At 46.9% G+C, this 13269-nt stretch carries 10 protein-coding genes; 1 reads left to right on the forward strand and 9 read right to left on the reverse strand.

What is annotated here, in order from left to right; all coding sequences use genetic code 11:
• Nucleotides 1-257 precede the first annotated feature (257 nt).
• The gene (locus tag AC1DSE_RS18665; RefSeq protein WP_441884424.1) at nucleotides 258-884 is read left to right on the forward strand and encodes an SGNH/GDSL hydrolase family protein; all 627 of its coding nucleotides are present in this window, start codon (nucleotides 258-260) and stop codon (nucleotides 882-884) included.
• 85 nt (nucleotides 885-969) lie between these two features.
• On the opposite strand, the gene AC1DSE_RS18670 is transcribed toward AC1DSE_RS18665, so the two are convergent.
• The 9 genes from AC1DSE_RS18670 to AC1DSE_RS18710 form a co-directional block, all read right to left on the reverse strand.
• Nucleotides 970-1959 (reverse strand): Gfo/Idh/MocA family protein, encoded by a 990-nt coding sequence (locus AC1DSE_RS18670; protein ID WP_477509995.1) that lies wholly within the window; start codon nucleotides 1957-1959, stop codon nucleotides 970-972.
• A gap of 52 nt (nucleotides 1960-2011) precedes the next feature.
• Entirely contained in the window at nucleotides 2012-2650 is a 639-nt protein-coding gene (locus tag AC1DSE_RS18675) for a ThuA domain-containing protein (protein ID WP_477509994.1), read from the reverse strand.
• A gap of 36 nt (nucleotides 2651-2686) precedes the next feature.
• Nucleotides 2687-3448, reverse strand: a complete 762-nt coding sequence (locus AC1DSE_RS18680) for a sugar phosphate isomerase/epimerase family protein (protein ID WP_477509993.1) — start codon at nucleotides 3446-3448, stop codon at nucleotides 2687-2689.
• A gap of 229 nt (nucleotides 3449-3677) precedes the next feature.
• Complete coding sequence (locus AC1DSE_RS18685; RefSeq protein WP_477528017.1) at nucleotides 3678-5294, reverse strand: ABC transporter substrate-binding protein; 1617 nt, start codon at nucleotides 5292-5294, stop codon at nucleotides 3678-3680.
• A 75-nt stretch (nucleotides 5295-5369) separates the two neighbouring features.
• Nucleotides 5370-6281, reverse strand: a complete 912-nt coding sequence (locus tag AC1DSE_RS18690) for a carbohydrate ABC transporter permease (protein ID WP_076270355.1) — start codon at nucleotides 6279-6281, stop codon at nucleotides 5370-5372.
• A gap of 12 nt (nucleotides 6282-6293) precedes the next feature.
• Nucleotides 6294-7214, reverse strand: coding sequence for an ABC transporter permease (locus AC1DSE_RS18695; RefSeq protein ID WP_076270425.1), 921 nt, complete (start codon nucleotides 7212-7214; stop codon nucleotides 6294-6296).
• A gap of 72 nt (nucleotides 7215-7286) precedes the next feature.
• Nucleotides 7287-10094: a beta-galactosidase gene (locus AC1DSE_RS18700; RefSeq protein WP_477528018.1), complete on the reverse strand. Its 2808-nt coding sequence runs from the start codon at nucleotides 10092-10094 to the stop codon at nucleotides 7287-7289.
• Nucleotides 10095-10378: 284 nt separating this feature from the next.
• Nucleotides 10379-11440 carry a LacI family DNA-binding transcriptional regulator gene (locus AC1DSE_RS18705; RefSeq protein ID WP_477510051.1) on the reverse strand — a complete coding sequence of 354 codons (1062 nt, stop codon included), beginning with the start codon at nucleotides 11438-11440 and terminating at the stop codon, nucleotides 10379-10381.
• Nucleotides 11441-11609: 169 nt separating this feature from the next.
• Nucleotides 11610-12830 carry an MFS transporter gene (locus tag AC1DSE_RS18710; protein ID WP_477509990.1) on the reverse strand — a complete coding sequence of 407 codons (1221 nt, stop codon included), beginning with the start codon at nucleotides 12828-12830 and terminating at the stop codon, nucleotides 11610-11612.
• Nucleotides 12831-13269 lie beyond the last annotated feature (439 nt).

Here is a 13269-nt window from a genome sequence, read left to right on the forward strand (position 1 = left end):
CCATTAACAAATGCTGCCCCAATCTATTTATCCTTCTCTATACTATTAAATAGGAAATAACAGAAAAGTTAAATAGAAACTTCAGTTATAATTGTTTCTTATTTTATGGAAGAAAAAAACAGCTGCTTATTGACCAGAGAATGGAATCCTTTGTATTATGAATTTGCTGACAAATAGAAAGCGCTCACAGCTATCCCGCTTCAAGACATGTTTTATCTTATGAAGACTAGTATTTGAACTCATTGGAGGTCTAAAAAATGACATTAATCGATCAAAACGCAATTGTTCTATTTCAAGGCGACAGCATCACGGATGCTGGCCGCAACCGAAATGACTGGGCAAATCTAGGATCGGGTTATGCAAATCTTGTAACGTCTTTGTTTACGAGTAAATATCCTGAGAAACAAGCTACGTTTCTGAACCGCGGGATATCGGGTGACCGTGTCATTGATTTGGAGCGGAGATGGGAAGTGGATTGCCTTGATTTGAAACCAAGCCTGTTGTCTGTTTATGTGGGCATTAATGATACTTGGCGCCGCTATGACAATAACGATCCACTTAGCACGGAGGAATACTATACCACTTACCGCCGCTTGCTGAGCAGAGCAAAGGAGCAGTTGAACGCTAAGCTTGTTCTAGTCGAACCTTTCGTGCTTCCAGTAAATGATAGCCAGAAGCAATGGCGTGAAGATCTTGATCCAAAAATTCAAGCTGTCCGCGAGCTCGCTGGAGAATTTAAAGCCATTTATGTTCCGCTTGATGGTTTGTTCGCACAGGCTGCAACGCAGACAGGACCGGCTTATTGGGCTCCCGACGGTGTTCACCCGTCTCCTGCTGGTGCCGCACTCATTGCTGAAGCATGGCTTCAAGCGGTAAAAGCATAAGCGATTTAGAAAGCTTCTGCTTAGAGGCATCGATACTGATAAAAAAAGGAGTAGGCGCATACGCAGCCTACTCCTTTTTTTACAATTATTCATCAGCAGGATAACGAAGACCCCACTGCTTCCTGATCGTATCCAGCGTCTCCATAATTGCTAGCGTCTCATCCAGCGGAATGATTGAACTTTCGAGCCTTCCCTCACGGAGCGCATTCATCGCTTCCTCAGCTTCAAATGAATAACCCTCTGCTTCACGGTCGTCCTTGATCGACTCTGCAGCACCCTGTTTCGGGTGCAAATATGCTGATTTACCGAACAAGAAGTTTGGCACATGAATATGCCCCTTCGTTCCATAAATATAAGCATCATTAACCATTTCCAGCTGTACCGCTCCATTCAGCGATGCAGTACGTCCACCTTCATATTCAAACAACAATGAAAACTGCTCGTCTACTCCCGTCTCGCCAAGACGAGCACTGCTCAGAATTTTGGATGGCGCCCCGCCGAAAATTAATGATGCGAAGGAAACGGGATAAATACCAGCATCCAGCAGCGCACCTCCGCCAAGCGCAGGATCAAGCAAACGGCTTTCCGGCGCCCAGCCGATATCAAAGCCAAAGTCAGCTTTAAGCATTCGCACTTCTCCGATTTTACCATCCGCAATCCATTCCATAACCTTAAGGATTGGCGGTAAAAACCGTGTCCACATCGCTTCCATAAGAAATACTCGTTTCTCTCTGGCTAATGTTATGATTTCTCTCGCTTCCGCTGCATTCATTGTGAATGGCTTCTCGCAAATGACAGCTTTGCCAGCACGCAATAGGGCGAGCACATTTTCTTTATGGATGGGATGCAGCGTGCCCACATAAACAATATCGATCTCGGAATCTTGCGTCAGCTCTTCAATGCTGCCATAAGCGCGTGGGATATTATACTCTTTGGCAAAACGCTCCGCCTTCTCTAGGCTTCTCCCACCAACAGCGACTAGCTCTGCGCCCTCTGCAAATGCTAAATCTTTAACAAACTTTGAGGAAATCCAGCCCGGACCCAAGATGCCCCATTTCATTGTTTGTACCGACATATCCTTATTCACTCCTCTGAATAAAAAATGTACATTTGTTGATAGCTCCCTATTATCGGTCGCTTCCACCGCACCATTTCAAAGCCTGTTTTATCGTTGCTTGATACTCTTCCATCTGCAGCACGGATAAGAGATGCCCTGGTGTAAGCACGCAAACTCTACCTTTACCTTGCTCCCTTATCCAGCCTGCTGGCTGCGTGCCGTGCTCTGACTCCGAAGTCATCAACACTTGAATGCGATCGTCGATAACCTCCATAAAATAATGCTCGTCATGTACTGTAAAGTCCTGTGCATGCGCCTTGTCCCATGGCGTTTCGTCCTTATGAACGATCGTAACGGAACAAGCGGCCGGATGATGCTGGAATACCCCGCCTACAAGCTCAAAGAAAACAGACTCATCACGATAGCCCACCGTTCCTGCATGCAGTACCAGCAATCCTTTTCCTTGCTCGACATAGCTCTGGAATTGCAGCTGAATCTCCTCAGTGAGCCAAGGCGTTGTATCTGTTGCCGACACTTGGTTCGACTTGGCAAGCACAACCACATCCTGCTGATCCATCCACGCGCGCGACCATTCTGATGCATGCTGGGTATAATCGAGCTGAAAACCTTGCTTGCCGAGCGGCTCCAAGCCTTCCTTGATCAGCTTGCCCGGGTGCCAATAATCGTCGCAAATAATGCCGATTTTCATCTCTATCATCCTCTCGCTTCTATATTAACATTGCTCCTATAGAAATTGTTTTAAATTGTTAAAACTAATAGCCAAGCTCTCAAACGGATCACGTCTGCATACATCCTGCTCGACTACATACCACTCTACTCCAATCTCTCTGCATGCTTCAATAATCGCTTTGAAATTCAAGTTTCCTTCGCCAATTTCAGCGAACACTTGCTTATAGTCAACGATTTCCAAATCTTTGAGATGAACAACACCCATTCGGCCTTTAACCTGATGAATCGCATCCACCGGATTTACTCCGCCAACATGTACCCAATAGGTGTCGAGCTCGAATCCAACTGCAGCCGGGTCACTTTCTTGCTGCAAAATATCCATTCCTGTTCTGCCTGCAAACTTCTGGTACTCAAACTGATGATTATGATAAATAAACTGCAAGTCATGCTCCTGCAGCTTTCTTCCAATTTCTGTCGCTTGCTTCGCAAAGGTGGAATAGCCCTCCCCGCTAGTGCGGTATTCATCCGGAATAGAGCCTAACCCAACATACTTACAGTTCCACAGCTTATGCATTTGCACGGTATTGTCAAAGTCATTGACCATAGAATCAAGACTTACATGCGTTGCACAAATACGAAGCCCTTCGGCATCTGCTAATTGCTTCACTCTTTCTGGAGCAATAGGGCCTATTCCCGATACTTGAACCGCTTCATAACCGATTTCTCTTACCTTACGCAGCGTCTGCTCCAAATCCGCTTCATTCTGGCAATAGTCACGCAACGTGTACAACTGTACTGCAATATTTGATGAGTTCATTTCTTCGCCGCCTTTATCATAGATTTGGGTTAGCTTACATGGTTATAGATTCATTGTAGCATTATTAATGAAAGCGCTACTTTACTGAGGTTAACCAAGCATACCCCGCCAATTGATTATAATTGACCTAAAGGACGCTTTTCTTTTAAAGGTGTTGAAAAAAGCGCAACAGGAGCTCCGCACTTTCGTGCTTGGAAACCCCTATTGCGCTTCGCAAACTATCTATTCGTTAACCTTCGATCAGCTTCTTGTAAGCATCCATTTGGCGCTGCAATTCTGCAAGCACCTTGTCGTAGCCAGCTGTTTTCAGCTTGCTGCGGAATTGCTCTACGGCTTGAGCCGGGTCTCCTGCTTTACCATACGTAATCGCAGGTCCCATCTCGCCCGAAACCTGTGTAATCGCCGTTAATTCAGCTTCTACCGGCGTTTTATCAAATACAAATTGGCCGTAAGGGTAAGGTTTCTTGATTTTGTCATATTCCGCATACAACGTTTCTTCGAGCTGATCCCAAGTAGTTACGCTCGGAATTTCGAATTTGTCGACACGTCCACCCCAGAAATCCGAATAAAAGGAATCCTTTGCTTCGTTGTAGGCTGCTGGCTGTTGGCGTTTGCCGTCTTTCACTTCGTATTGAACGCCTTCCAAACCGTAGTTGATCAAATGATAAATTTGCTCGTCGTTGCGAATTAAATCATAAGCCATTAGAGCGCGCTCAGGGTTTTTGCTGTGCGCTCCAAGCGATGTTCCTCCGTGCGTGATGGAGAGCTCCGTCAAGTTATTGCCGCCTGTACGAGCAAATGGGAACATTTGCAGCTCAGAACCTGGTTGATCCTTATCCATATTAACGCGCAGCCCGCCAAACGTTTGTGTATGATGCTGATCCAGTCCCGACAATCCAGCGCGCAGCGCGGAGCGGTTGTCGTTTTTGTTGTTCAGCACATCCTCGCGCCAGTAACCTTTGTCTGCCCATTCCTTCATTAACGTTGCGAAATTAAGGAATGTGTCTTCGAATACAGGGCTCACTACCGTATATTTCTCTTCAAATGATTTGGTCGTGTACACTGGCAAATAGCCCGTTGAAATTGGAAGCTCTAATTGATCCGTGTAGGACGCTGCATACCCGCCAAATGTGCTTGTTGCTGCAACAGCATCCCAAGGAATAACGCCTTCTTTGTTATCTTTAATATATTGCAGGTATTTGCCAATGCCTTCCCAATCTTTAATTGGATCCGTTATGCCCGCTTCCTTCGCCCAATCTCCACGATAGAAGAAGCCATGGTTAACCCACTGTGTGTAATCATTTTCTGGAATCAAAACGATATTTCCTTTATATTTGCTCTCCGACCAGTCCTCTTCAGGAATTGAATTCCAGGTTTGCGGTGCATATTGCGGCAATAAATCATTCAAATTCATAAACGCACCACGCTGTGCATTGCCCCATGTATCAAGCCAGTCCGTACCAATCGTAATCAAATCCACCGCTTCGCCGGATGCCAGCAGCAGATTGTATTTCGTCTGCCAATCTGCCCACTCGACCCATTTCCACTCCAGCTCGGCGTTGATTTTTTCCTTCATCAGCTTATTAACCTCAGCCAGCACCTTCTCGAACTGGCCGTTTTTCGGCTTATCGCCAAGTACGACATAGCTGATTTTTACGAATTTGGACGTATCAGCTGCTTTATTGCCATCATCCGTGTTCGTGCTCCCCTTATTGCCGTTTTCTGTGTTCGTACTCCCTTTATTGCCGCTTTCCTTTTTATCTCCGTTGCTGCCGGAACAGGCCGCAAGGCTGATGATCATCATTACAGCGATTAGCAGAGCGGAAATCTTCTTGACGTTCGACATCTCACTTCTCCCCTTTGTTTTCATGATTCGGGCTTCGCCCTTTATGTGAAGAGACCCTTGCAGGCCTGCGGCACATCAGCCTTTTACAGCACCTACTGTAATTCCCTTAATGAAATACCGTTGCACGAATGGGTAGAACAAAATGACAGGGCCGGTCGCAACCACCGCGGTAGCCATCTTCATCGATTCCAGCGGCATATCACGAAGCTGCACATTGGATGCAGCGGACGAATTGCGGATAAAGTCAGCGCTGGTTACGACATTGTACAAAAACAGCTGAAGCGGCCTGTACTTCATATCCGCCGAGAGGAACAGCATCGAGTTGTACCACTCATTCCAGTAGCCAAGGGCGATAAACAGCCCAATGGTTGCTAACGCCGGCGTAGTCATTGGCAAAATTAGCTTTAGAAAAATGGTAAAGTCGCCTGCTCCATCGATCTTCGCTGATTCGGTAATGGCATGCGGGATTGAACGAACAAAGCTTTTCATCATGATGATGAGAAATGGACTGAGCAGTCCCGGAAGAAGAATAGCAAGATAATTGTCCTTCAGCGTCAAATATTGCGTCATCAGCAAGTAAAAGGGCACAAGGCCGCCGGAGAACAGCGTCGTGAAATAAATGAAAAACGAAATGCCATTTCGATAGCCGAAGTCCGGGCGCTGAAGCGCATAACCCGTCATCGCCACGAGAAAGAGACCAAAGACCGTTCCAACAATGGTGATTCCCATCGTGACAAGGTAGGAACCAATAATGAGATCGGGGTTTTCGAACACGATTTTGTAAGCAAAGGTGCTGAAATCGCGCGGCCACAAGTTGAAGCCGTACTTCTTAATCGTGCCTTCTGCTGTCAGTGAGGTGCCAAGCACGAGCAAGAAGGGCAATAAACAGCATATCGAAAAACATGTAATGAAAAGATAACCAAAACCTTTGACGATGATGCCACTTATGTCTGTCCGAATGCTGCGTGATTCATCCCTATTTTCCATATGTGACACCTCCTAAAATAACGAGTTTTCAGGCGAAGCCTTCTTCACAAGCCAGTTGGCTGTTAAGACGACTACAAAACCGAACAAGGATTGATATAAGCTTACTGCGCTACCAAGCGAGAAGTTGAAGTTTGTCATCAGGGCACGGAATACGTAAGTCTCGATAATATCCGTTGTTGGATATAAGGCTGTGTTGTTTGCGCCTACTAAGTTGAAAAACAAACCGAAGTTGCCTTTAAGAATGCCGCCGAGCGAGAACAGCATCAAGATGATGAAGGTTGGCTTTAGCCAAGGAAGCACGATGTAAATGATGCGTTGGAAGGCGTTGGCGCCGTCAATTTCGGATGCTTCGATAATTTCGTTGTCCAGCCCCATGATGGCTGCAAAATAAATGATCGAACCGTATCCAGTGGACTGCCATAGGTAGGTGAGTACGATGATAAACGGCCATATTTTCGGATCGGAATAGGTTTTGACAGGCTCCATGCCTAACGATTCCAGCAAGCTGTTCAATAAGCCGTAGTCATAGCTCAAGATGTTGTAGGCGATAAGCCCGATTAGAACGGCAGATATAAAGTGAGGTAAAAACATAAGCGTTTGCGTTATCTTCTTGAACCATTTGCGCCGAATCTCATTCAGTAGAATAGCTACAAAAATTTGCATGACATTTCCCAGCACGATGAATACCAAATTGTAAGCTACCGTATTAAATGAGAGCCGCCATAGATCACCATTCATGACGAGAAAGCGAAAGTTGTCAAATGCAACAAACGGGCTTTTGAAGATGCCATCGGAGTAGTTGTAGTTAATAAAAGCTAGATACAAGCCGGGCATCGGCAAGTAAGCAAATATAAGAAAGAAAGCGATGGCCGGCAAACACATGATTAATAACGTTTTGTTGTTCCAAAATCGTCTAAGCTTGCCGCTGCTCATTCGCTTCTGCTTCCTTTGGGGAGCCCGCTCGACTATGGTCGTTTCCATCCTTCTTCCCCCTTGTCGTCATTGCTAGACGGATATGAATTGAATTGCTTCCAAACGCCCTTGCTTCTCTTGATCAACCGCTTCCAGCAGTATCGTTAAGCTTCCTTCTCCGCCCTCATACCAAGCTCCCGGCAAGTAAAAGGAATCCGGGCTTCCGCCTGACATGACAGGCCTGCTCGTTTGGCTTGGCAGCCATAGTCGTCCAACGATTCTTCCTTCCAGAAACACTGTCATTTTAAGGCTAGTGCCGGAAACCTTCGCTCTCCAGCCTTTGCCTGCTTCTGAATTCACGGTAGTCGCATACAGCCATGCGGTTTCTCCTGGCTCCAATGAGATGGGGAATTCGGTTGTTCCGCTTTGCGACCGCAAGTTTTCCGCATGCTCCCGAAGCGCTTCCTCCTCTGCCGCATAAACTGCAAAGTTGTCGGCCTCTTGGCCTTCATACAAGTAAACCTGCCCGGATGGTAAACCAAGCACTCTCTCAACGAATACAGTAAGCTCTACGGATTGCCCTGCCGTCACATGCTCAGAGATATTAAAGTATGGATCAAACGGATGCACCTCGCCTATTTCCTTTCCGTTTACAAAGAGCCGAGCAAGCGATTGAATACCTTGGAAATGCAGCGTCCACGAGTCTGCCGCTTCCGATGCACGGAATGTTTTTCGGTAATATTCGAAAGCCGGATGATCAGGAGACATCCAGCCGCCAAAGTTAACGATCGGCCACATGCTGCTATCAGGCGACTCGATCAGCTCCTTGCGCAAAATCCGATCCGCAGCCCGGTAAACACTCCAGTTACGGCTAAGGTCTCTAACCTCTGTAATGGCTGACAGTCCTTTAATCCCCTTCATCGCATGCAATCGAAGCCCGGGAAGCCTAGCATCGTCAAAGTTCGAATGTCCCCATATCTCCACTCTGGCAAGCAGCTTTCCTTCTTGTAGGCCATTGCTTAAATGAAGATAAGAACTGCCTCCCCCAGCCACTGCCGTTCCCGCGTATTCTCCTCCCGCATACAGCGACACAACATCACTGCCTGAGCGAATAAGAATACCTTTTACCGCTTTGTCTTCAGGCAGTCGAACCGTCGCTTCATACCAAGCATACCCGCGGTAAATTTCATGCTGTTCTAAGTAATCTGCTTTTTTTGAAGCGGATGGGTCTCTCTTATCCTTTTTATTCATAGGTGATGCCGCATCAAAATGATTTAGGCGCCACTCAGCAGCTGCTATTTCAGTGCGATCCGAGTAATGAAGCGGCTTGCCATGATTAATGGTGTCATCAGCATCGTTCAACCCTTCTGAATAAAGCGCTTTCATTCTGTCGGTAATAAATAGCTTCAACGTATGCCCATCCGAAGTAATAATGGAACAGACGCTATCTTCTTTACCTTCAAAGGCGATCCTGACCTTGCCTCCCTCTATCGTTTCCACAGTTGCATTCAGAGCTTTCATATCCACCGGCGCTGCATCTAGCAGCAATACAATTTCACCATAACCTTCTGTATGAAAAGCGAGACTTGCACCTGTATCATTTGTTTCTGCCATATATAGCTCCGCTGTCGAGCTCTCTAGTATTCCTTCTACTCCCCAATGCTGTAGAGGTACTTGAGAAGGCAGCGCCAGCGACCTGCCCGATTTGAGCTTAAAGCTGCTCGCAGCTTTTGTATTCGTATCATTCTCCATTACGATGGCTAGTTCTTTATCTTGATCATCTAAATTCGTAACAAATAGGAGTTTTCCGCCGCCCTTTAACTGCAGGGCATAGGGGCCAACAACTCTATCGCTTTGTCCAATCAGCTTCCAATCCGTGCTTAAGCCTTGGCTTGCAGCCTCAGCGAGCGAAGTGCCGTAAGCTGCAATCATCCGTCCAAGCAGCCTGCCCTCATACGCTTCCTCGCGAATATGCCCTTCAGGAGAAATCATGCCGCCAAAATCATAGTCCGACGTCATAAACGCTAGCGGCTTGCCCCAATTGTTCGTCGCATTCGTGAAGCCAAAATCCGTTCCCGATACCTGCAAATACGGACCGAGCAGCTTGGCGCCGCAGGAGAGCAATCTACGTAGGAGGTAATGTGCCCGGTTCGTCTCCGTTACGAGCAGAGGATAACCTAGTTTAGCTAAGGTTCCACTGTAGTGAAGCACCTTGTCTTCAAATTCAGCCTCTCGATTATCTGGATAGAAATTACAGGTCGGCACCACATCCTCTGCGAGTCCCGATGCTTGCAGCAAGCCGCCCTGACCGGCACAAGCGAACAGCGGCACGGTTATTCCGTGTTTAAGCACCATATCGCGCAGTGCACTAATATATCCTTTGGGGTCATGACAATCATAGAAATCGAGCTCATTATCCAGTTGAACACCGATTACCGTTCCGCCCTCACCTGCTTGGTTCTGCTTTAGCAAAGGCAGGATGTGATCAAACCATTTGGAAACATAGCCGAGGAATTCAGCATCGTTATCGCGAAGCTTCAGTCCCTTCGTAAGCAGATAAGCCGGAAGTGCTCCACCATCCCACTCCGAGCAAATGTAGGGGCCAGGTCTTGCGACGACGTATAGTCCTACTTCGGCAGCCGTTGTCAGGAATGAGGCAATGTCACGCTCTCCGCTAAAATCCCATTCTCCTTCAACTGTTTCATGATAGTTCCATGGAAAATACACATCGATGCTGTTATAACCAAATGCCTTCAGCTGCTCCATCCTCTCCTTCCAAAGCGCGCTTGGAATACGGAAGTAAAACAGCGAGGCACATAGCAAAATATGAGGGGTTTCCTGAATCTTCACGGCATCCGCATCAAATCGCACGGCTGCTTTCGCTCCAATGTCCATGACCATGTCAAAACCTCCAACGAATTAGACTAAAAGCCCGAAATGTGTAACCCGTTTCATGTAACCCGTTACATTTTTAGATAAAAATAAATACACGTCATGACCGGGATAAACAGAACGCAATTCTGTACGGTTCGCTGATGTGTATTTATGTGTTAGCTTCTGGAAAGAAGCGATCTCGCTGTAAATGTAACGGGTTACATTATTGTAGGTGACACCTTGTTATCTTTTCACATTTTGATTGTATTCAACATTGTAAGCGTTGTCAATAATTATTTGAAAACGCAATTTTAAGCATTATTTTGCTTTGAAGGTGGAGCTGTAGACTCTCTTACAACGAGCTCCGGCCTTAATTTGGTGCTCTTATTCACTTTGTTTTTCGTAATCATTAGGTGGAGCAGCTCCGCTGCGTTCCGGCCTACCTCATAACATTTTAGAGAAATCGTCGTTAATTCTGGAATGCTGTTCGAGGCATAAGGAATATCGTCAAACCCAATCAGCGATAGGTCCTGCGGCACGCGAAGCCCTGCTTTGTGAGCAACTTTCATAACGCCGATAGCCACTAAATCGTTCGCGCAAAATATAGCGGTTGGTCGCTCGGGCAGCTCCAGCAGTTGATGCATTAGCTTCTTACCCGCTTCAACGGAAAAACCGCCATCGCGTATCCACTCCTTGCGAGTTTGGACTCCGTTTTTCTCCATCGTTTTCACAAAACCGCGAGTACGCTGAATCGTATTGGACATGTTTTTGTACCCGCCAACAAATGCAATATCCGTATGTCCTAAGTCAATCAAATGCTGTGTCGCAAGCTCTGCGCCCTCCTGCTCATCGGCATATACACGAGTCATCCCTTCACCGGGGAGATTGCCGTTAATGAGCAGCAGCGGCACGCGTTTACTAGCTTCAACCACTTCGCTCACAAGATCTTTGCTTGGCTTAGCAAGGTTAATTCGTCCGCCTATCATCACAATGCCGTCTACTTGCTTCTCCATCAGAATACTCAAATATTGCGACTCCCGCACATATTGCTCTGCTGAATCTCCGTTCGTTGATACCGTATCGCATAGAAAAAAAGTGTAGCCTTTGCTGCGCGCTTCTTGATCCAAGCCTGACAAAACCTCTGGAAAAAAAGGGTTCGTAATATCCGGCAAAATAACGCCTATCATTCCCGTTTCCTTCTTAAACAGGCTTCTTGCAATGGCATTCGGCTGAAACTGATGTTTCGCAATTAACTCCATAACTCGCTCTCTGGTTGACTTTTTTACCGGAGCCGTATTATTAATGACGCGCGACACAGTGGCTACTGAGACGTTCGCTTCCCTAGCAATATCATATACAGTAACCGGCTTGATAGCAGCTCACTCCTCAGTCCAAAGTTCTATTCTTCAGTAGAATAACAGACTTTTGTTTAAATAGAAACGAACATTTCCTATTATTTACAACGAAAGCCAAGAGGAACTAGAGCGCTTTCCCCTAGACTCCGCCTGGCTTGTGCTGCCTATTTATTCACTTTTCTCCGAGTTAAGCTCGATAGGCTGTCTTCGTTTTCACCATCTCATGTCTCCGCTTTATCCATACGCTCACGCCGGCTGCTGCCATAATCATTCCTGTGGCGACAAAGATCCAGTGGATGCCTACGGCCAGGCCTAACAAACCTCCGATGAGCGGACCAAGCATCGCACCGAACTGATTCGCGCTTGTTGTTAGCCCAAATGATCTGCCTCTAAACTGCTCATCTGTGCTTTGGACAACCAGCGTATTGACGATAGGCGCTATGCCAGCCATAAATAAACCGAATATGAATTGCACGATAGCGAAAAGCCATAATTGTTGTACAAAAAACTGCATGCTAATGATCGATCCCGCGCAGAACAGGCATACGACGAGAATCCGGTAGAAGCCCTTCTTCTCACCAAGCCTTCCCCAAACTGGCGATGCCAAAATGCCTGCTATTCCGATAAGCGAGAGCACAAAACCAGCTGACAGCTCCGCTCCTTGCAGCCCCCCTTGCAGCTTGGCAATATGAAGGGTAATGAGCGGCTGTATCATATTAATCGATAGCTGAACGATAACGAGCAGCAGCAGCATACTCATGAGTGCACGATTGCGAAAAGCCATCCGATAAGTGATTGGCTTTTCTTTTTTCGTTCCGGCCGCTGCCCCTTCAGATGTGTCCGCTTTTCCTTCCCTCACCCATACAATAACCGCCACTGTCGCAGCTAAAATAATAAACGCAGCGACAACAAAGGATCTGCGAAGTCCAAATGCTTCAGCCAACAGCCCGCCGAATAATGGTCCGAGAATACCGCCAGTCATCGTACCCGCTTGCATCATGCCAAGGCTCCAGCCAAGCTTCTCCTTCGGTGCAACTGATGCTACGATCGACATGGATGCTGGAACAAATCCACCCACAAAGCCATGCAGCATTCTCACGCCGACGAGCTGCCATGGCGTTTGCACAAAAGCGATCAGCGCATAAATAATAGCTAAGCTGAGTCCTGCTCGTATGACCATTTTCCGCTTCCCATACTTGTCTGCAAGCATCCCCCATAAGGGAGCCATCACTGCTCCGACGAGGAAAGCTGAGGAATGCACAATTCCAGCCCATAGATTGACGGAGCTTTCCGGCACCCCCAAATCGAACAGAAATAGCGGCAGGAACGGTACGGACATCGTATAGCTTGAGCTGCAAAAAAGAACGCCGAACCATAAAATCCACATGGTACGCTTCCATGGTTCCATACTCGGCAACCTCCAGTCTGCCTTGCTTTGCAATTTCCGTGTCATTTACACTATTAACCACTATACGCCTCCTTTACCATTTGTTCAAAAACCACTATAAGGTGCAAAAACAAGAAAACCCGAGACAAACCACGTCAAATGATGGTTAACGAGGTTATTTGCGCTTAGAGGGGCAGTCTGGAAAATGGCATCTTAATACCTAGACTGCAGCCTCTCTATAATCAGCTGCCGCCATTTCATCCCCAAATAACAGAAGGGGCTGTCCCAAAAGTTAGAATCTATGTGTGCTTACTGCTCCATTTCCACCTCGATCAAACGCTGCCGCAACTCTGTAAGCACATATTTGTTCTTACAGACAACAAACCTAGCCTTTTCTCTCGCTGTAAGAACCTATGCGTGCTTACWGCTCCATTTCCACCTCGAAYAAACGCTGCCGCAA

The organism is Paenibacillus sp. 01L418 (assembly GCF_056400045.1).

Bases quoted from the DNA above. Each gene is read 5' to 3' on its own strand.
- AC1DSE_RS18665 (WP_441884424.1), top strand. From the start codon at position 258: ATGACATTAATCGATCAAAACGCAATTGTTCTATTTCAAGGCGACAGC.
- AC1DSE_RS18685 (WP_477528017.1), bottom strand. From the start codon at position 5,294: ATGTCGAACGTCAAGAAGATTTCCGCTCTGCTAATCGCTGTAATGATG.
- AC1DSE_RS18670 (WP_477509995.1), bottom strand. From the start codon at position 1,959: ATGTCGGTACAAACAATGAAATGGGGCATCTTGGGTCCGGGCTGGATT.
- AC1DSE_RS18680 (WP_477509993.1), bottom strand. From the start codon at position 3,448: ATGAACTCATCAAATATTGCAGTACAGTTGTACACGTTGCGTGACTAT.
- AC1DSE_RS18695 (WP_076270425.1), bottom strand. From the start codon at position 7,214: ATGAGCAGCGGCAAGCTTAGACGATTTTGGAACAACAAAACGTTATTA.
- AC1DSE_RS18690 (WP_076270355.1), bottom strand. From the start codon at position 6,281: ATGGAAAATAGGGATGAATCACGCAGCATTCGGACAGACATAAGTGGC.
- AC1DSE_RS18710 (WP_477509990.1), bottom strand. From the start codon at position 12,830: ATGGAACCATGGAAGCGTACCATGTGGATTTTATGGTTCGGCGTTCTT.
- AC1DSE_RS18700 (WP_477528018.1), bottom strand. From the start codon at position 10,094: ATGGTCATGGACATTGGAGCGAAAGCAGCCGTGCGATTTGATGCGGAT.
- AC1DSE_RS18675 (WP_477509994.1), bottom strand. From the start codon at position 2,650: ATGAAAATCGGCATTATTTGCGACGATTATTGGCACCCGGGCAAGCTG.